The organism is Bradyrhizobium sp. 170 (genome assembly GCF_023101085.1).
Taxonomy (GTDB): Bacteria; Pseudomonadota; Alphaproteobacteria; order Rhizobiales; family Xanthobacteraceae; genus Bradyrhizobium.
Map to the genome: position 1 here is coordinate 3,874,981 of NZ_CP064703.1, position 19,440 is coordinate 3,894,420.

Consider the following 19,440-nt stretch of genomic DNA (forward strand, 5'->3'; position numbering starts at 1 on the left):
CATCCCATGAGCGGTCAGAACCGGAAAGTCCTGAGCTTCGGTCCTTTTGAGTTATCGATCGGTAACAGGCTCCTGACCAATGGCACAAAGGTCGTGCCACTCGGAGCGCGGGCGATGGACGTCCTCGTTGTCCTCGTCGAGCAAGCGAACAAAGTCGTCAGCAGAAGGACCTTGATCGAGCGCGTTTGGCCAAAGCGGGGAGCCGATGAGGTTAGTCTCCGCGTGCACATCTCGGCGCTGCGCAAGGCGCTGGCTCAAAATGACCCCACCAGGCGATACATCGCGAACGTGCCTGGCCGCGGCTACCGTTTCATCGTGCCGATAACGTCACCTTCTCTCGAGACGCCGGAGATCGACTTGGCTGCGACGTCATGGCTACCCGCCCGTTTGACGCGCATGGTTGGTCGAAAGGACGCGATCGCCACGATCCAGGCGAAGCTCGCCGCGCAGAAGTTCGTTACGATCGTTGGCCCTGGCGGTATCGGCAAGACTACCGTTGCAATCTCTGTTACGCATGAGATGCGCTCCATCTTCGACGGGCGGGTTCGCTTCGTTGACCTGAGCTCTCTTGGTGACGCCTCCCTCGTTGCGTCCGCGGTGGCGAGCTCATTCGGACTGGCGATACAAACCAACGATGTTGTGCCAGCCCTGATCGATCACTTGCTGGAAGCTCCGACGTTGCTCGTGCTCGACAGTTGCGAACATCTAATCGATGGAGCGTCCGCTCTCGCGGAAAGGCTGTTTTGCCGCGTGCCAGCATTGCACATACTCGCGACCAGCCGGGAAGCGTTGCGTGTCGAAGGTGAGAATGTCCACGAACTCGCCGCGCTTGCATGTCCTCCGGACGATCAGGGGATATCGGCGGCGCGTGCGCTTGAATATCCAGCCGTTCAGCTGTTGGTCGAGCGCGTGCGGGCCGTGCGAGGTCAATTCGAGCTGGTCGATGCTGATGCGCCGATTGCGGCCGGCATCTGCCGGCGTCTGGATGGTATCGCCCTGGCGATCGAACTCGCGGCCTGCAGGGTCGTCATTTACGGTCTTGGCAAGACTGCGAGCCTGCTTGACGACCACCTCAATCTGACATGGGCAGGCCGTCGGACCGCTGCGGCAAGGCATCAGACCTTAAATGCCACGCTTGAATGGAGCTATGGCCTGCTCGATGAGCGGGAGAGGCTCGTGTTGAGCAGGCTTGGCGTTTTCTCGGGCGGATTCACGTTCGAGGCGGCGATCGCAGTTGTCGCCGATGAGAAGGTTGATGAAGCAAGAGTATCGGATTGCGTTTGGGAGCTTCGGTCGAAATCATTAATCGCAGCCTATGGACACGAATCGCGTCTGCGGTTGCTCGACGTCACGCGCGCTTTTGCCTTGCAGCGCCTGCCTGAAAGCGATGGGCAGTTTTTCCGCCGCCATCACGCCCTTTACTTCAGTGACTTGTTCAGACGGGGCGCCGCGATGGATGCGTCGGGCTGGCCCAAGGCGCTCGGGATCGAGGTCGACAATCTCAGAGCCGCCCTGAACTGGACGTTTTCCGCTGCGGGTGATGCGGAAATCGGCATCGAACTCGCCGCAGCATCGGCAGGCACCTGGATGGGTATGTCGCTGCTCACCGAATGCCGCGAGTGGATGAGAAAGGCCATAAGTCGCCTCGACGACGTGAATTCGGGCACACGACAAGAGATGGTTATTCAGTCGGCCCTCGCGAGTTGCATGATGTTCACCGGTGGCATGACCGAAGAGTCCTACGCGACCTGGGCCAAAGCACGCCTTCTTGCCGAGGGCCTCAAGGATGCCGAACACCAGTTGGTCTCCCTGCTTGTTCTCTGGGCGCACCAAATTCGCGTCCCAAACTATCCCGAGGCCACCAGATTGGCCGACCACTGCGGTGATGTCGCGGAGCGGAGTGGCGATCGCGGCGCCATCGCAATGGCCAACTACATGCGCGGAGTCACCTACCACCACACAGCGCGGATACTGGAGGCCGAAGGCTGTCTCGAACTATCTCTGCATCGCGACGACGAAGCCTCGCGACAGTCTCTTATCAAGCGATTTGGCTACGACCGTAAAGCCGATGCTCTGGGCGTTCTGGCCAACCTGGTTTGGCTGCGTGGCTCTCCCGACCATGCGCGCCGGCTTAATCGAATGTCGATCGCCGAAGCACGCCAACTCGATCACGCGGTGCCCCTGTGTGTGGCGCTGACCTGGGCGAGCTTCAACATGTATCTGACAAGCCCGGATGATGATGAGACCGAAGCGCTTGCCAACGAACTTGTTGAACACGCCCGAAAATACGCCGTTGAAAGCTATCATGGGTTCGGCCTCGCCATGCAGGCCCTCGGCAGGGCAAGGCGCGGCGAAGCTGAAGCGGCGGCCGCGACGCTCTACTCCGGTCTGGAGAAGCTGTCGGCGGCGCGCTATGGGGTTTTCAACTGGTTCCTGCAGGCAGAACTCGCGAGATCCACGGCCGCCGCCGGCCGGCTGCGGCTGGCGCTCGACATCTTCGAAACGGCGAAAATCAACCTTGATGAAGGCCAATGGTACGCTCCCGAATTGCTCCGTATCAGGGGCGAACTGGCCTTGAGCAACAACGAAGGCTTGGCTGTTTGCAGAGACTATTTTCTTCGCGCGCTCGACTTGTCCGCCAGGCAAGCGAGCTTGTCATGGGAGCTCCGGGCTGCCACCAGCCTGGTGATCGCTGAGAAGTCGCTTGAGAAAAAGGAGGCGGCGTCGAAGACGTTACAGGCTGTTTACACGAAGTTCCGGGAGGGGTTCGACACACTTGACCTGCAGTTGGCCATACAGGTCTTGAACGGATCATCTTCGCAGGCTGACGTTGTCAGGGTGGTCCGCTGAGCGCCTCTGCCGGTCTATGCTTCGGTTGATACGTGATCGGTGGCACATCTTCGCAACCGGCGTCAGCTCGACCGCACAGAAGCGCATGTTCACCGGATGGTGCCGGGATCGTTCGCTTGATCCAGAATCTGTTTGGCCGCGACAAGATCGGCGGTACCAAAGCCCTCCGTGAAGCGATCGTAAATCGGCCGGAGGCAGGCGATGGCGTCTGCAGGGCGGTCTTGAGTGCGCAACAAGCGGGCGAGGCTCGTCGCCGCTCGCAATTCCCATGACAGGGCTCCTTGCTCGCGCGCCCCATCAAGCGCTTGCCGCAAGAGTGCCTCCGCAAATCCAGCGGCGCCGGGCACGTCCTGTTGCATGGTAAGTTCGCCCTTGAGGCGGATGAGTTCCGGCGAAAAGCAGCCGTCTTCGAACTGTCCGACGTCGGCCTCGAGCGCCGCCAGCCCTTCGGTAGTGCGCCCGGCTTGGCCAAGGGCTTCCGCCAGCTGCGTGAGTCCACTCAAGGAGCGAAAGCTGAAGTTGGGCGCGGTCACTTCCTCCCGCCTGCTTGGCCGCCTCCGCGATCCGCCGTCTCGGTCACCAGCCTTGATGACGAGGACTTGTTCAAACCGCGCGCCGAAAGCGGCCCAATGCGGCAAGGCGTGCTGTCGCGACAGCTCAACCAGCTTGGCAGTGTACTTGGCAGCGGCGACTCGGTCGCCAACCCAGAATGAGATCGGACATGAAGCGAGGGCAAGGACAAAGCACTGTGAGATGGCGTGGCCAGTCGCGTCAGCTTCCTGGAGGCTCTGCTCCGCCATCCGCATGGCTTGATCGGCAAATCCCTGCAGCCAGAGCACTCGCGCCAGGAATACGGTGACCTGGAGGCGAAAGTCCATGCCGAATCGGACGACATATCGAAAGCGGACGACGTCCCGTCCGAGATCGCCAGCGGCACCCTGCGTCAGCAGTTGCTCCAGCTGGCTACGCGCACTCACCTGATCGCCGACATAGTGCTCGGCCACTGCTACCATGCTCTTGCCGAACATCTGATCGTTCCGATCCGAGCCGCGCAGGGAAAGTGAGTGGAACTCCAGCGCGAAGGGTTGCGCGGTCCGAAAGCGGCCGATGCCAGTGTAATAGTAATACAATCCCCAGAGGGCGCGCAGCTGGTACTCGACATCATCCAGGCGCTTGGCCATGTCGAGTACCTTGGTGAACGCTGCGACCATCTCGGAAGCCTCAGGCGTCGATGCGCCCAGCGCGGCTTGCAATTGCATTGCCTCCCGCGGGTTCTCAGTCGGTGCGACTCCGAGCGCTTGCCGGGCTCGTCTGCAGCACTCTTCGAGCAGTGATAAGCGAATCCAGAGCGGGAGTGCCGCAGCCGTCAGTGCCACACCGGTCGATGCCTCGCCGCCAGATGAGAAGGCCCAGTCGAGCGCCGCGCGCAAATTGTCAACGTCTTGGGTGTAGTCGGCCAGCCAGTCGCTCGTCGCTCGCACCGGCGCTTCTGCTGCTGCCCGCTCGAAGAACTGACGGTAGTATGCGGCGTGCCGGCGCGCGATATCCCGGCGCTCACCGCTTTCGTCGAGCTTTTCGATCGCGAAGGCGCGGGTCGTTTCGAGCAGCCGGAAACGCGGTTTGGTGCCACTGACATCCGCAACGACCAGCGATTTCGTCACCAGATCGGCCAAGCGGTCGATCGCCTCGCAGCCTGTCGTTGCCGAGTCTATCACCACCGCTGCGGCCGCCTCGACCGTAAAGCCGCCAGAAAATATACTGAGAGCCCTGAAGAAAAGTTGCTCATCCTCGCCCAGCAGGCCGTAGCTCCAATCGATGACGGCCCGCATCGTTCGGTGCCGCTGGACCCGCCCGCGACGGCGCGAACCCAGGAGCGGCAAGCTGTCCTTCAGGCGGGCGACAAGGCCCTCAAGTCCAAGCACCTCGACGCCAGGTGCGGCGAACTCGATGGCCAGCGGCAAGCCATCGAGCCCACGGCAAAGTTCGAGCACCAGCTCCGTATTCTCGTCGGTCAACGCGAAATCTTCGACGATCGCGGTCACCCGCTCGACGAACAGTTGCACGGCCGGAAAGGTCGCCGCCTCAGCGGCCGTCAGCCCGGACGAGGCCGGTGGGCTTCCGAGGGGTCCCAAGCGATATTCGTTTTCACCCGCGACCCGGAGCGACTCCCTGCTCGTAGCCAGAATATCGACATCCTTCGCTCCGCCGATAAGCGCCGTCGCCAGCCTCGCCACCTCGTCGATGACATGCTCGCAGTTGTCGAGGAGAAGGAGCATTCGGTTGTCTCTGACGGCAGCGACCAAGCCGTTAATCGGGTCTTCGGCGGGGATTTGAAGGCTGAGCACGGTCGCAACCGCGCTCGGCACGAGGCGCGCGTCAGCGAGCGATGCCAGGTCGATCAGCCAGACTCCATTCTCGTATTCTGTGATCACTCGCTCGGCGACGGCGAGGGCGGCCGTCGTCTTGCCGATCCCTCCGGGACCGACGATTGTCACCAGGCGCTGGCGCGACAGCCGCGAGATGAGCGCCTCCACGGCCTCTGCGCGGCCAATCATCCGCGTCGCGGTCAGCGGCAGGTTGTGTACCCCCACCGACGGGGCGACTTGGGGCGGCTGGCTCCGCGATGGTTCGTCGACGCGTACGGGCGCAACGAAATTGTAGCCCCGTCCTATCACGGTGACGACGAAACGATTGCCGCCCTGGCCATCGCCAAGGGCACGGCGCAAGGCACTGACCTGAATCTTCAGGTTCGCCTCTTCGACGAACGTTTGCGGCCAGGCGCGAGCCATCAGTTCTTCCTTGCCGACCACCTCGCCGGCGCGATCGATCAGAGCGGCGAGAATGTCGAAGGCGCGGCTGCCGAGTCGCACCGGCTTGTCGCCCTCGAGCAGCATCCGCTGCTCCGCAAGGAGCCGGAACGGGCCAAACAGGATCGCGCGTCCGTTCATCGAAGGAAGCCTCCGGATCGATCATCCGTGATCGGCTCGGCCTCACAGAAGCGCATCTTCACGGGATGTTCCCGAGATCATCCGCTTCATCCAGAAGCTGTTTGGCCGCGACCAGATCGGCGGTGCCGAACCCCTCCGTAAATCGGTCATAGATTGGACGGAGGCAGGCAATCGCTTCGGCCCATCGACCCTGATCGCGCAGCAAGCGCGCGAGGCTTGTCGCAGCACGCAGCTGCCAGGACAAAGCGTCTTGCCGGCGCGACTCGTCCAGCGCCTGCCGGAAGAGGCCCTCTATCGTTTCCACGGCTGCAGGCGTGCTCTGCAGTAGCAAGAGCTCGCCCTTGAGGCGTAGCAACTCCGGCGTGAGCCAGCCTGTCTCGCACTGCTCGATGCCTGCTTCGAGCAACGCAAGCCCTTCGCCGATCCGCCCAGCGTGGCCCAAGGCTTCCGCTTGCTCAGTCAGGCCAGTCAAGACTCCAAAGCTGGCGTTCGGATCGACGATCTCACGCAGCGGCCGCGATCCCGTGTCGAGATCGCCACCCTTGAGTGCGATAACTCTTTGAAACCGGGAAGCAAACGTGCTCAAGAGCGACAAGCCATGCTGTCTCGATTGGTCGGTCAGTATTCGCGTATAGTGTGCTGCGGCAGTTTGGTTTCCTACCCATAGCGCGATCGGGCATGCCGCCAGAGCCAGGGCGTAGCAAAGCGACGTTGCGTGACCGATCCCCTGCGCTTCTCCAACACTCGCTTCCGCAGTTTGCATCGCTTGATCCGCAAGCCCCTGCATCCAGAGTACCCGCGCAAGGAATCCAAGCAGCGATATTCGCAGGTCAGTTCCGAAGCGGGTAACATCCCGTTCTTGTTCGGTAGCAGCATAGTGAGCCAGCGCTTTCTCGAGATGGCGCCGAGCACTTATTTGGTCGCCAAGAAAATGTTTGGCCGCGCCCACCATGCGCTCGCCCAAGAGCTGAGCATTCTGGTTTGCTGCCAGATCATGGAATCTCTGCGCAGACTGCAGCGCATCCCGGTATCGACCGCTCCCGGAATGATAGAAATACAGGCCGTGGAGAGCGCGCAGCTGATACTCCCGGTCGCCAAGCCTCGCCGCGATGTCGAGTTCCTTCGTGAATGCGGCGCCCATCTCGCCGGCCTCGGTTGCCGAGACGCCGAGCGCGTCGTGCAGCCTCATTTCCTCGCGCAGGTTTCGGGTCTCTCCGGTTCCAAGAGCGCCAAGCGCCTGCTTTGCGCGGCTCCCGCGCTCCCCAACCAGCGATCGACCCATCCAGAGCGGCACCGCGGCAGTGGTCAGTGCCACCCCGATCGATCCATCCCCGCCTGGCGCAAAGGCCCAGTCGAGCGCCGCGCGCAAATTGTCGATTTCACAGGCGTATTCGGCCAGCCATTCGCCCGCAGACCGCGCTCCTGCTTCGCCCTCGGCGCGCTCGAAAAGCTTGCGGTAGTACTCGGCGCGGCGGCGCGCGAGCCGTTCGCGCTCCCCGCTCTCGTCAAGCTTTTCGACCACGTAGGCACGGGTCGTGTCGAGCAGTCGGAACCGCGGTTTGGCGCCGCTGACATCCGCGACCACCAACGATTTCGCCACCAGATCCGCCAAGCGGTCGATCGCATCAACGCCTGTTGTTGCCGCATCCATGGCAACGGCTACGGCCGCCTCCACGGTAAAGCCGCCCGCGAAGATGCCGAGAGCGCGGAAGAACCGTTGCTCGTCCTCGCTCAGCATACCGTAGCTCCAATCGACCACGGCCCGCATCGTGCGGTGCCGCGTCGTTGCTACGCGGCGGCTCGTCCCCAGCAGCCGTAAGTTGTGGTCCAGGTGGGCGGCAAGGCCTTCAATGCCAAGCACCGCGACGCGAGGAGCTGCGAACTCGATCGCCAACGGCAAGCCGTCAAGCCCACTGCAAATTTTGACCACCAGTGGAGCGTTCTCGTCGGTCAGCGCGAAGTCTTCGACGATCGCGGTCACCCGCTCGACGAACAATTGCACGGCCGGGAAGGCCGCCGCCTCGGCGGCGGACACCTTCGAGGAGGGCAGGGGACTCCCGAGCGGCCCCAGGCGGTACTCGTTTTCACCCGCTACTCGGAGCGGTTCCCTGCTGGTAGCCAGAATATCGACACCCTTCGCTCCGCTGAGAAGCGCCGTCGCCAGGTTCGCCACCTCGTCGATGACATGCTCGCAGCTGTCGAGGAGGAGGAGCATTCGGCTGTCTCTGACAGCAGCGACCAAGCCGTTAATCGGATCTTCGGCGGGGATTTGAAGATTGAGTACGGTCGCAACCGCGCTCGGCACCAGGCGCGCGTCACCGAGCGATGCCAGGTCGATCAGCCAGACGCCATGTTCATATTCGGAGGTTATTCGCTCGGCGACGGCGAGCGCGGCCGTCGTCTTGCCGATGCCTCCAGGCCCGACGATCGTCACCAGTCGCTCGCGCGACAGTCGCGAGATGAGCGCTTCCACAGTCTCCTCGCGGCCAATCATCCGCGTCACGGCGAGCGGCAGGTTGTGCACCGCTGCCGGCGAGACGGTCGCAGGCGGCAAGGTCCGTGATGGCTCGTCGATGCGCACGGGCGCGACAAAGTTATAACCCCGTCCGACCACGGTGACGATGTAACGATTGCCACCCTGGCCGTCGCCAAGGGCGCGGCGCAAGGCGCTGACCTGAATCTTCAGGTTCGCCTCTTCGACGAACGTTTGCGGCCAGGCGCGAGCCATCAGCTCTTCCTTGCCGACCACGTCGCCGCCACGCTCGACCAGGGCGGCGAGAATGTCGAAGGCGCGGCTGCCGAGCCGCACCGGCTTGTCGCCCTCCAGCAGTATCCGCTGCTCGGCAAGGAGTCGGAACGGGCCAAACGAGATCGCGCGTCCGTTCATCGAAGGAGGCCCCGGATGGATCACATCTTTTACCAAATTTTACTTGACGGAGGCAGCCCCGGGTCCGCAAGCGAACATTAGGGGCAGCAGCATCGATCAGGGCCGGCGGTCATTGCGGTGATGCCCGAACCGACCGCAGTTCGGCTCGTTGCGCGACTTAGTCATTGTAGTGACTGGGATTTGCCGTGTTCGCGACCCGGCGGGCGGGCATCCCTCGCGGAGTGCTGGACTCTCCCGTTCGGAAGCTCTGGCCCGACCGCGGCGCCAACCTCGTCAAGTGGTCGAATATCGCCTGCGGCGGCGTGCCAGCAGCGGACGCTATGCCAATTTACCGGGTCAAATGGACATTTGACTGGTGGGAACAGAGTTTGTGAACATATGCTTCAGCCATGAGCGAATGCTCAGGAAATGTGGCCGTTTGGTTATGAGAGAGCTGCGCGCACTATCTTGCGCACGGGAACCGAAGCAGGCCCACGTCGAGAGTGTGCATGCACCTTCGTTTTGCCCTTACTGAGTGAGCATCGCGACCATGGATGGCGATAGTGTTCACAAAGAAATGAAGTTTGGCCCTTTTGAGCTTTCGGTTAGCGAGAGGGTCCTTCGGCGCGATGGTGTGGTGCTCCCCCTTGGCAGCCGGGCGCTCGACATTCTGATTTATCTTTCCGAACACCCGGGCGAGGTCATCTCAAAGCAGCAACTACTTGATCACGTCTGGCCCGATGTGACCGTCGAGGAGGGGAGCCTGCGGGTACACGTGGCCGGTATCCGCAAGGTGTTGGGAGACGGCAAATTCGGCAACCGGTATATCGCGAACATCCAGGGACGGGGCTACTCATTCGTCGGGACTGTCGCCGGGGTCGACGACGGTGCGGCCGACACCGCCCCTCGGCGATACCAGGGCGCAATTCCCCCGCGGCTGCGCAGGATGGTCGGGCGAGAGCCGGTGCTCAGCGACGTCATGGACAACCTCCGAGTGGAGCGCTTCGTGACCCTGCTTGGACCCGGTGGCATCGGCAAGACGACTATCGCCGTCGCCGCAGGCCACGCCGTTGCCGAGGAGTTCGGCGGAGACGTCTACTTCGTTGACCTGGGAAGCCTCAGCGATTCGGATCATGTTGTGCGGGCCATCGGGACGTCCTTGGGACTTGTGCTGAAATCGAACGCAGCGAGCGTGGAGCTCATCGATCTCATCCGTTCGAGAAAGCTGCTCATCATCCTCGATAATTGCGAGCACGTGATCGAAGCAGTCGCCTCGGTCGCCGAGCAGCTCTTTCAAGAAGCCGGGCAAGTCCATTTGCTGGCCACAAGTCGCGAATTGCTAAGGGTGGAGGGCGAACATTGCTATCGTGTCCTTCCGCTGGATTTTCCGCCCGCCGATGCGGAGCAGACGGCGGACGCCGTGCTGCGTTATCCGGCAGTGCAGCTCTTTATCGAGCGCGTAACGGCGAGAGGCGGCAATTTCGTTCTCACGGACCGTGAGGCACCGTTGGTCGCCGATATGTGCCGGAGATTGGATGGTCTACCGCTCGCCATCGAATTGGCCGCGGGACCAGTGGCCGCGCTGGGCGTCAGGGGCACGGTGGCGCGCCTGGTATCTCGGCTGGAATTGCTGAAATTGGGCCATCGGACGGCGGTCCCCAGGCATCAGACGTTCAAGGCAACGCTGGATTGGAGCTACGATCTGCTGACGGGTGCGGAGAGGATTGTTTTCAGACGAATTGCCCGGTTTGTAGAACAGTTCAGCCTTGAGGGAGCGAGGCATGTCGCGGGCGAAAAAGGCTCCGACGATGGAGAGATTTGTAACGCAATCGCCGGTCTGGTTGAAAAGTCGTTGATATGTACTCAGCTTGACCATGGAGAGCCACAACATCGGTTGCTCGACACGACGCGCGCCTATGCGCTCGAAAAATTGGAGGAGCATGACGAATTCAACGCGATCTCCCTGCGGCACGCGGAATACGTCACCCGACAGCTCGAATCGCAAAAAGAGATGCTATCGGCTCTGCCGAGGGCAGAAAGGGTTGCGGCCTATTCGAGCCAACTCGGCAATGTTCGGTCGGCGCTGGAATGGAGCTTTGGACTACACGGCAACGACGAGATTGCGACGAGACTTGCGGCCGCTTCAACGCAGCTATTCATGGAGCTGTCGCTATTGATCGAATACCAGAGCTGGGCAGAACAGGCGATAGCCCGGCTGGGAGATCAGCATAAGAACACCCGCCGCGAGATGGAGATTTGCGCATCGCTGCCGCTGGCATTGATGCACACTGAAGGCAGCAATCCACACGTCCGCTCGGCCTTTTCTCGGGCGCTCGACGTTGTGGTAGTGCAGCAGGACCTGGCCTACGAGCTCAGGCTTCTGAGCGGGCTCTTCATGTATTTGCGTTGGACAACCGACATTCCGGGCGCGCTCGATATCGCCATCCGAAGTCAAAAAGTGGCTTTGAAAACGCAAGATCCCGGCGACATGGCACTTGCTGAAGCGATGCTGGGCGCCGCCAATCATTTGGCGGGAAATCATCTTGTTGCACAGAAGCATTTCGAGGCTGGCCTGCGCCACTCGGCGTCCGGCTGGCGCTTGCGCGATGGACACCATTTGTTTCATCACACCAGCCTCTTGCTTGTCGGCTTGGCGCGTTCGCTGTTGTACAGGGGGCAGCTCGACCAATCACTGGACTACGCAAGGCTTGCGATAGCGGAAGGAGAAAAATCCGGCCATCCAGCGACATTGTGCCGGTCGCTAAGCCTGATCATCCCTATCTATCTCGCGTTGGAGGATTGGCAGAGATCAGAGCAGCACATTGGGCAACTGACCGTCCTTTCCGCAGCTCACTCCTTGAAGCCATACCGTGCGGTCGCGACCGGGTTGCGAGGTCGGTGGCTTCTCCTTCAAGCCAATATTCGCGACGGCGTCCCGTTGCTGAAGAGCGCGCTGGAAAAGCTTGAGGCTCAACGTCACGAAATGCTGAATATGGATTTTGTCTGCGATCTCGGCGCGGGCCTTGCTGCCTTGGGCCAGCACGGGGAGGCGCTGGCGCTGGTGGTGAATGCCCTCGATGTCCAGAAGCGCGGAGGAAAATTCTTGTATGTGCCGGCCCTGTTCAGGGTGAAAGGCCTTATCCTGGCGTCCAGGTCGGCCGAGGACTATCCCGAAGCAGAAAAGAGCCTGCTGTCGTCGATCGAGTGGGCAAGGCGTCACTCGGCCACCTTGTTCGAACTAAAGTCGGCGATCGATCTTGCCGAGCTGTTGCTGTCACAGAAGCGAACGGCGGTGGCATACAAACATATCAGCGCAGCTCTTAATCGGACGTCAGATGGGATCGTCTCGCCGGTTCACGATCGCGCTCGACAAATCCTCAGCCGGTTCCAGTCCGGCGCCATGGCTGCTGGCTAGATCGACTCCGGACCGGTAATTCGTCTTTAGCGCAATCGCGTACAAATCCTCGCAATCACCTGCAAGCCCGCTTCAGGGGTATGGCGCATGCTGTGACACAAATAGCCACAGCAGGGTCGCATGCCATGAGCAAGAAGGTTGCGGATATCATAGTTGAGACCCTGCAGAGCGCAGGCGTCAGGCATTGCTACGGTGTCGTGGGCGACACGCTCAATCTGATCGCTCGCTCGCTCGAACGAAGCAAGATCGAGTGGGTCTCGGTGCGCCACGAAGAAGCTGGCGCATTCGCCGCGCAGGCTGAGGCACAGGTGACGGGTCACTTGACGGCTGTGGCCGGAAGCTGTGGCCCCGGCAGTCTGCATTTCATCAACGGTATATTCGAGGCCAACCGCAACCGCGCGCCCGTCGTGCTGATCGCAAGCCAGATCATCCGCGACGAGCTGGGCTTTGACTTCATCCAGGAGGTCGACTTCAAGCAGGTCTACCAAAGCTGCAGCGTCTTCTGCGACATGATCTATACGGCGGAGCAGGCGCGCCGCAAAACCGTCATTGCCTGCCAAACCGCTTTGGCGAAGCGGGGTGTCGCCGTTCTCATCGTGCCGGCGGACGTGTCGGCCTCAACCGTGCATGAGGACGTGCCCTATTCGATCCATGTCTCAAATCCCGTCGTCCGGCCGAGCGACGCCGACCTCACGGAAATGGCGGACATTCTCAACCAGGGTGAAAGGATCGCCGTGTATGGCGGATCGGGTTGCCAGGAAGCGCACAAGGAGATCCTGGCTGTCGCGGAAAAGCTGAAGGCGCCGATCGCGCACACCTCGCGCGCGAAGGATTTCCTCGAGCATGACAACCCCTACAACATTGGCATGACCGGAATGCTCGGCAATGAGGCCGGCTATCACGCGCTGCTCGACTGCGACACGTGCCTGATGTTGGGCGCTGACTTCGCCTGGCGGCAATTTTATCCAGGCAAGGCAAAGATCGTGCAGATCGATATCGACCCGACGCATCTCGGACGGCGTCATCCGGTGACGAAGGGCGTCGTCGGCGATGTCAAGGCAACGCTGGAAGCGTTGCTGCCCAAGCTGAACGAACGCAGCGATAGCTCTTTCCGCACCGCATATCTAGGGCGCTACGCGAAATACAAGGAAGCGGAAAAGGAAAAGATCGTCGCCGGTCGCGACGGCAGCATTCCCGGAAGCTATTTGACAAGAGTGATCAGTCAGCATGCAGCAAAGGACGCGCTGTTCACCGCCGACGACGGGACCCCGGCCGCCTGGGCCTATCGCCACATCGAAGCCAACGGTCAGCGCCGAATCTTTGCCAGCCTTCTGCACGGAACGATGGCGAACGGCATGCCGTCATCCATAGGACTGCAGAAATCGCAACCTGATCGCCAGGTCGTCTGCCTGGCAGGCGACGGTGGAATTTCCATGCTGTTCGGCGACCTTATGACCATCGTCCAGCAGGAATTGCCGATCAAGATAGCGGTGTTCGACAACGGCAAGCTTGGCTTTGTGGAGATCGAGCAAAAGGCCGAGGGCATGCTCGATACCTTCACCAAGTTGAAGAACCCTAATTTTGCGGAAGTAGCACGGGCGATGGGTCTATGGGGCCGAACGGTTTGCAAGGCGGACCAGCTCGAGGGCGCCGTCAAGCTCTGGCTGTCCCAGCCGGGACCTGCGCTCCTGCACGTGCACGTCAATCCCATGCAACTCGTGATGCCGCCGTTCATGACCGTCGAGCCGGCCGTCGGAATGGCGCTCTATTCGGCTCGCGCCGTGCTGCACGGCCGGGGAGACGATGTCTGGGAGATGGTGAAGGAGAATTTCCTCTGATCAGGCGTCGTCATGATCGATGATCAAGGCGCTTGTCCGGTAATAACTCGTCATGGTCAGCGTCAATCAACCATCATCGCGACCTGAACCAATGCCACTGACACGCGAAGCGGTATTGGACGCAGTTGCGCTGGCGGCAGCGCTTTTGTTTGCTCACGGGCAGACCACGGAACGAATAGTTATTGCTGCCGAGCGGCTTGGCCGCGCCCTCGGCGTGCCGGTGACGGCGCTGCCATACTGGGGTCAGCTCACGGTTGAGATCGACGGCACAACGCTGTCACAAATTGTTCCCGTAAAGCCGCTCGGCGTCGATATGGGCAAGGTCCTTGCTGTCACGACCGTGGTCGATCAGGTCTGCGATGGCAAGCTGGAGGCCGGCGCCATGCGGTCCGCACTGGCGGCGGCAGGCCACCTGCCGTCGGTATCGACGCTGCGATTCACGTTGTTGGCGGCCGTTGGTGCGGCGTCGCTCGGCGTCATTTTCGGCGCGGTCGATGCAATAAGCCTGCTGCTGATTGCCGCGAGCGCTGTCGGGCTTCAGCAGTAATCCCTTGATCCAGCCGCTTTGCGCTGCAACCATCGCCGGTGCCGTGGCTGGCGCCGCCGGCCGCTTGCAACTGTCGGAGGCGATAACGTTGATCGCGTTCTGTCCCTGTATGGTGCTGGTGCCTGGTCCGCATCTTCTCAACGGCGCCATCGATCTCGCGCGCACGCGCATCGCACTCGGCATCGCGCGCCTGGCCTATGCGAACGTCGTGGTGCTGATGATCTGCGCCGGCCTATGGTTCGGGCTCGTCGTCACCGGCGCAACTCTTCCGGCTGGCGGGTCGTCGGCGCCGACGCCGCTGGTTGCTGACGTGATTGCGGCAGGATGCGCCGTCGCCGCGTTCGGCACCTTCTTCTCGATGCCATGGCGTCTGCTGCCGGTCCCGATCGGGGTCGGCATGTTAGCGCATGCGGTGCGCTGGGCTGCGATCTCGATGGCATCGGCAAATGTTGCAACCGGTGCCTTCGTCGCCTGCATCGTCGTCAGCGTCATCGTCACGCCGGTTGCCGACCGGCTGCATCTGCCGTTCGCGGCAGTCGGCTTCTCCGCCGTCGTCTCGATGATGCCGGGCTTCTTTTTGTTCCACGCCGCGAGCGGCCTTGTCGAGTTGGTTTCGATCGGGCCGCGCGCGCCGGCGGTCCTGCTGACCAGCGTCGCCGTGAACGGGGCCACGGCGTTTCTGGTCATCCTGGCCATGACCCTGGGGTTGATCCTGCCGCGCATGCTGTACGAGCACTTTCTGCCCGGGCCCGAATGAAGCGCGGCAAGGATGTTCTATGGATCGCAACGCCGTTCAATATACGTCGGGCGCGCCGCGATACCAATGATCGCGCAGAGACGGGCTCTCGTATTGGGAGTAATGCTAGCATGACCGAATACCTAATCGCCGCGCGCGCTGTGATCATCCTCTGGACTAATCTTGCAGTGATGCCAGTCGAGATCGTCTTTGACGCGATTGAAGCCGAATTGGAACACCGCGGCGTCGAACTATAGACGCTCCTGTCTGAGGCCATTCGTTGCGCGAGCTGCCTGGAACGGCATTGCTATCCGAACGAAACTGCGGCGGACGCTAGCGTCAGTTTTAGCCAGAGCGAACAAATCGTGGAGCACGCAATGACAAAGCACCTTGTACAGTTACCGAATCCCGATGCATCATTGCTTCTTCGCGAGTTGAACCACAGAATAAAGAACGAACTCACTTCCGCAATATACGTTGTTTCGGCAAAAGCGGTGCGGTCAGATAGCGCGGCGGTCAAGGCCGCGCTCCTCGATGTCGTAGACCTCCTGCATCATTGCGCCGATGTTCATCGGGCGCTGCGCATGCCGGATCAGGGGAGCCTCACCGATGCCGCGGCGTACCTCCAGCAGCTTTGCTTCTCCATCACGAAATACCGATTGGACCGTCTGGCGATACGTGTCTTGTTTTCAGCGGATGATCTGAAACTTGAAGGAGAGCGCTGCTGGAAGCTTGGGCTGATCATATCCGAGCTACTGACCAATGTGGCACGACATGCACAATTCGACGATAGACATCCAGAATTGCGAGTGGAGCTGAAGCTTGCGGGCAACGTCGTAAAGTGCAGTGTCTCTGACAATGGCTCGGCACCTGAATCGATCCGGCGCGGTCGAGGGCTAGCGATCATCGGCGAGCTGGCCAACAGTCTGGGCGGCCGCGTTCATACGTCTTGCGCCGCGGAAGGATCGTCCTTCCTTCTCACCTTCCCATTGACTGAGGCCGAGCAACGCGCCGCCGCCGCGTCTCATGCTGTTCGGTTGAAGCGGAGGAGGATGCGCCGGCCTCAACAGTTGCAGGCGGCTGGAACCCAGGATCTGGGGGCGAGCTAGGCGACGTGGCGTTTTCGGATCGAAGCTGCCTGGGCTGACTTGATCGCCAGACGATAATTCTCGTTTCAGACCACGATCGGACTCAACTCGCAGAGCCACACGGATCAACCGGTCTACGACGAACAGCGGAAAGGCCTGCGGCTGGCTGGCCTGCCCGAGGTCTGAAGAGCGGACGCTCAGTCTGCGGCACTGTCAGCGGATGGCTGCATAACGAGCGACGCAGGGATGCGAGATTCACCATGGCGCGAAGCCTTGGCCGACTGTATAAATCCGTAGCTTCTTCCATGACTTGAAGAGGCTGACATGAACGACTTGCACGCGTGGCTTTCGCAGCAGCATCACGGCTTGCGGACCTTCCACACCTTCCAGCAAAAAATCGAAACCTTGATTAGGGAGGAGCCCGGGCAACGGGCCTTGTGCCGGTTGCTGAGCTCTTTGGTCGGCGGCTACATCGAGGCTTTTGACGAGGAACCTTTGCCTGTCGCGGTTGCGGATCGCGCCTATCAACGCCTGCTCGACTTGGTCGCGAGCCTCGATTTTCGAGCCAGTGCGGAGCACCGGCTGGCCGACCTCGATCGTGTTGCAGCGTGCCACCTCTGACATTGACTGTGGGAAGCATGACAGACGTGACGCCGAGGGTTAACGTCGGTCGCCTGTGCTCGAACATACGTGTCGGGTAGGCGCTTGCGACAGCGCCGCGAGCGCCCTTGTCGAGTTGGTCTCGATCGGGCCGCGCGCGCCGGCGGTCCTGCTGACCAGCGTCGCCGTGAACGAGACCACAGCGTTTCTGGTTATCGGGGCCATGACCCTGGGGCTGATCCTGCCGCGCCTACTGTTCGAGCACTTTCTGCCCGCGCCCGAATGAGAGGCGGCAAGGATGTTCTATGGATCGCAACGCTGTTCAATATGCGTCGGCCGCGCCGCGATACCAAGGATCGGGCAGGGGGCTTCGTGGGCACACTATCAGGACACCATTGAGGGGTCCTGTTTCGGTTTGGGGCTTTTCGAATGGGTGGAGACAAATCGATGCGACTTGGGTTGAAAGCGTTTGCGCGCGTTGCTTGGCTAGCATTGTTGGCTTCGCCCGCTTCTGTATTCGCGCAAGGAACTCCGGAGGAACGACGCGCGTGCACCCCCGACGCGCTTCGCCTTTGTAGTGCGTTCATCCCCGATTCGGACCAGATCACTGCCTGTCTTAGACAAAAGAATGCGGAGCTCAGCGAGCCATGCAGGCAGTTCATCCTGGCGGGCATGAAACCGTCCGACAGTAGCGGCAGCGTTGGAGCCCGAGGACGTATCGCACGATGACGCGGGTAGCGAAAACGACCTGAGGACAGCCATGAATTTCGTGTTGGTGAACCACAGAACTCTGCGCAGGCCGTCCTGCTGCGCAGCGTGCTCGCGGCCGCTTCAGCGAAGCTACTTGCGCGATCTGTCCACCCATAGCCGGTATTGCAGCGTCGAGTGCTATGCCGGTCGTGCAGGCGGCAGCACGGTACGATCGCTCGCAAAAGCGGATCCCTTCGATTTCGTTTTTCTGTTCATGGTGCTGCCGAAGTTCACCATCGATGTCGTGTCAGCAGCCTTCGACGGCGCATGGCGCGATTGAACCGGCTCCTTCGAACATCGCCCGTCATCCCCAGTCGGACACCCTGCAATCGTCTCGCACATCAACGTGACAAGGACGTTCTATGCATCGCAACGCAGTTCAAGAAGTGGGCTGGACATCGCGATAGGAACGAACGGGGCGCATATAACATCATCGGGTGCACCATTGAGTACTGTTCTGACCAAATCCTTTCCGCAGGAAAAGCCTGCAGAAGCAAATGAGATCCCGCGGAAGAAACGTGTTGTGATTATTGGCGGCGGATTTGCCGGCATTGCAGCGGCGCATGCGCTGAAGCGGTCCAATGTCGACATCCTGCTGCTTGACCGGCGCAACCATCATATCTTTCAGCCGCTTCTGTATCAGGTCGCGACTGCAGTACTGGCGCCTTCCGAGATTGCGGCGCCGTTTCGCCAGCTTGAAGCGAAGCAAAAAAATCTCAGCGTGTTGTTGGCCGAGGTCAAGGCCATCAATCCGGCAGCTCGCGCGGTCGAGGTGATTTGCCCCGGCGTCGGCAGCCGAAAAGTCGAATACGATTTTCTGGTCGTGGCCACTGGCATGCGTCCGAGCTATTTCGGCCATGACGAGTTCGCGCGGTTTGCGCCAGGCCTCAAGAGCCTCAACGACGCTGAAACGATCCGAACCAAGATCCTGAGCGCATTCGAGCTGGCTGAATCGACCGACGACGAGAAGGAACGCGCCCGCCAGATGACCTTCGTCCTGGTGGGCGCCGGCCCGACCGGCGTCGAGCTTGCTGCCTCGATCGCTCAACTCGTCTCGGTGACCCTGCGCAAGAACTTCCGCAACATTGATCCGGCCGAGAGCAGGATTGTGTTGCTCGACGGCGGCGCTCGCGTTCTTTCAACCTTCGCGGAATCCTTGTCGAAAAAGGTCGCCAGGCGGCTTGATAAGCTCGGCGTTGAAGTCTTGACTGGGGTGAAGGTCGAGAGGGTCGACGATCAGGGCGTTATTGCGGCCGGTGAACGGATTCCGAGCGCGACCGTACTCTGGACCGCAGGCGTTGCCGCTTCACCAGTCATCAAGATGCTCGGCACCACCATGGACCGGGCTGGACGTGCATTGGTCGGTCCCTTTCTGCACATTCCCGAGGCGCCCGAAGTGTTTGTGGCGGGCGATGCCGCCGCCATAACCCAGGACGGCCATCCCGTGCCCGGCGTCGCGCAAGCTGCCATCCAGCAGGGACGCTTTGTGGGTCGTTTGATTGCCCACCGCGCCAAAGGACGCAAGGACGGCCGCCCCTTCCGGTACCGAAACAAAGGTAACATGGCGGTGGTCGGCAAGAATTTTGCGGTCCTCGAGGTTGGTTGGCTACGCACTGGCGGCTTCTTGACCTGGCTGGTCTGGGCGGCGCTGCACGTGCTTGCGCTGCCGCAGCTACAGAACCGGTTTCGTGTTCAGACGCAGTGGTTCTGGTCGTACCTGACCGGGCAGCGCAGCTCGCGCCTGATCTCGGAAGCGCCGCGGCCGCCGGAATCCCGCTAGTCGGCTGCCGTCAGATCGCACT

Annotated in this window: 12 protein-coding genes and 1 pseudogene; 11 read left to right on the top strand and 2 right to left on the bottom strand. The window is 61.2% G+C overall.

Going from position 1 to position 19,440, the window contains the following annotated elements; translation table 11 throughout:
- Positions 1 to 6 precede the first annotated feature (6 nt).
- A complete protein-coding gene (locus IVB05_RS17775) occupies positions 7 to 2,850 on the top strand; it encodes a winged helix-turn-helix domain-containing protein (RefSeq protein WP_247785878.1) in 2,844 nt (947 codons plus the stop codon).
- 89 nt (positions 2,851 to 2,939) lie between these two features.
- On the opposite strand, the gene IVB05_RS17780 is transcribed toward IVB05_RS17775, so the two are convergent.
- Together IVB05_RS17780 and IVB05_RS17785 are read right to left on the bottom strand one after the other, a co-directional pair.
- A complete protein-coding gene (locus IVB05_RS17780; protein WP_247785880.1) occupies positions 2,940 to 5,798 on the bottom strand; it encodes a winged helix-turn-helix domain-containing protein in 2,859 nt (952 codons plus the stop codon).
- Positions 5,799 to 5,856: 58 nt separating this feature from the next.
- Positions 5,857 to 8,685, bottom strand: a complete 2,829-nt coding sequence (locus IVB05_RS17785; RefSeq protein ID WP_214491042.1) for a winged helix-turn-helix domain-containing protein — start codon at positions 8,683 to 8,685, stop codon at positions 5,857 to 5,859.
- Between the two features lie 529 nt (positions 8,686 to 9,214).
- Here IVB05_RS17785 and IVB05_RS17790 point away from each other — a divergent pair.
- The 10 genes and pseudogenes from IVB05_RS17790 to IVB05_RS17835 all read left to right on the top strand — a co-directional run bounded on the left by IVB05_RS17790 (position 9,215) and on the right by IVB05_RS17835 (position 19,418).
- On the top strand, positions 9,215 to 12,079 hold the full coding sequence (locus IVB05_RS17790) for a winged helix-turn-helix domain-containing protein (RefSeq protein WP_247785882.1): 2,865 nt from the start codon (positions 9,215 to 9,217) through the stop codon (positions 12,077 to 12,079).
- Positions 12,080 to 12,204: 125 nt separating this feature from the next.
- Complete coding sequence (locus tag IVB05_RS17795) at positions 12,205 to 13,917, top strand: thiamine pyrophosphate-dependent enzyme (protein ID WP_247785883.1); 1,713 nt, start codon at positions 12,205 to 12,207, stop codon at positions 13,915 to 13,917.
- Positions 13,918 to 14,008: 91 nt separating this feature from the next.
- Positions 14,009 to 14,654 (top strand): annotated as a pseudogene (locus tag IVB05_RS17800) (threonine/serine exporter family protein); the annotation flags it as partial.
- 168 nt (positions 14,655 to 14,822) lie between these two features.
- The gene (locus IVB05_RS17805) at positions 14,823 to 15,221 is read left to right on the top strand and encodes a threonine/serine exporter family protein (RefSeq protein WP_247786767.1); all 399 of its coding nucleotides are present in this window, start codon (positions 14,823 to 14,825) and stop codon (positions 15,219 to 15,221) included.
- Positions 15,218 to 15,457: a hypothetical protein gene (locus IVB05_RS17810; protein ID WP_247785885.1), complete on the top strand. Its 240-nt coding sequence runs from the start codon at positions 15,218 to 15,220 to the stop codon at positions 15,455 to 15,457. Before IVB05_RS17805 ends, IVB05_RS17810 begins: the two co-directional genes overlap by 4 nt.
- A gap of 120 nt (positions 15,458 to 15,577) precedes the next feature.
- The gene (locus IVB05_RS17815) at positions 15,578 to 16,309 is read left to right on the top strand and encodes a sensor histidine kinase (protein ID WP_214491039.1); all 732 of its coding nucleotides are present in this window, start codon (positions 15,578 to 15,580) and stop codon (positions 16,307 to 16,309) included.
- A 303-nt stretch (positions 16,310 to 16,612) separates the two neighbouring features.
- Positions 16,613 to 16,909 carry a hypothetical protein gene (locus IVB05_RS17820; protein WP_247785887.1) on the top strand — a complete coding sequence of 99 codons (297 nt, stop codon included), beginning with the start codon at positions 16,613 to 16,615 and terminating at the stop codon, positions 16,907 to 16,909.
- A 115-nt stretch (positions 16,910 to 17,024) separates the two neighbouring features.
- Positions 17,025 to 17,174 carry a hypothetical protein gene (locus IVB05_RS17825; protein ID WP_214491037.1) on the top strand — a complete coding sequence of 50 codons (150 nt, stop codon included), beginning with the start codon at positions 17,025 to 17,027 and terminating at the stop codon, positions 17,172 to 17,174.
- A 558-nt stretch (positions 17,175 to 17,732) separates the two neighbouring features.
- On the top strand, positions 17,733 to 17,918 hold the full coding sequence (locus tag IVB05_RS17830; RefSeq protein ID WP_214491036.1) for a hypothetical protein: 186 nt from the start codon (positions 17,733 to 17,735) through the stop codon (positions 17,916 to 17,918).
- A 243-nt stretch (positions 17,919 to 18,161) separates the two neighbouring features.
- Positions 18,162 to 19,418: an NAD(P)/FAD-dependent oxidoreductase gene (locus IVB05_RS17835; protein WP_247785888.1), complete on the top strand. Its 1,257-nt coding sequence runs from the start codon at positions 18,162 to 18,164 to the stop codon at positions 19,416 to 19,418.
- Positions 19,419 to 19,440: the final 22 nt, after the last annotated feature.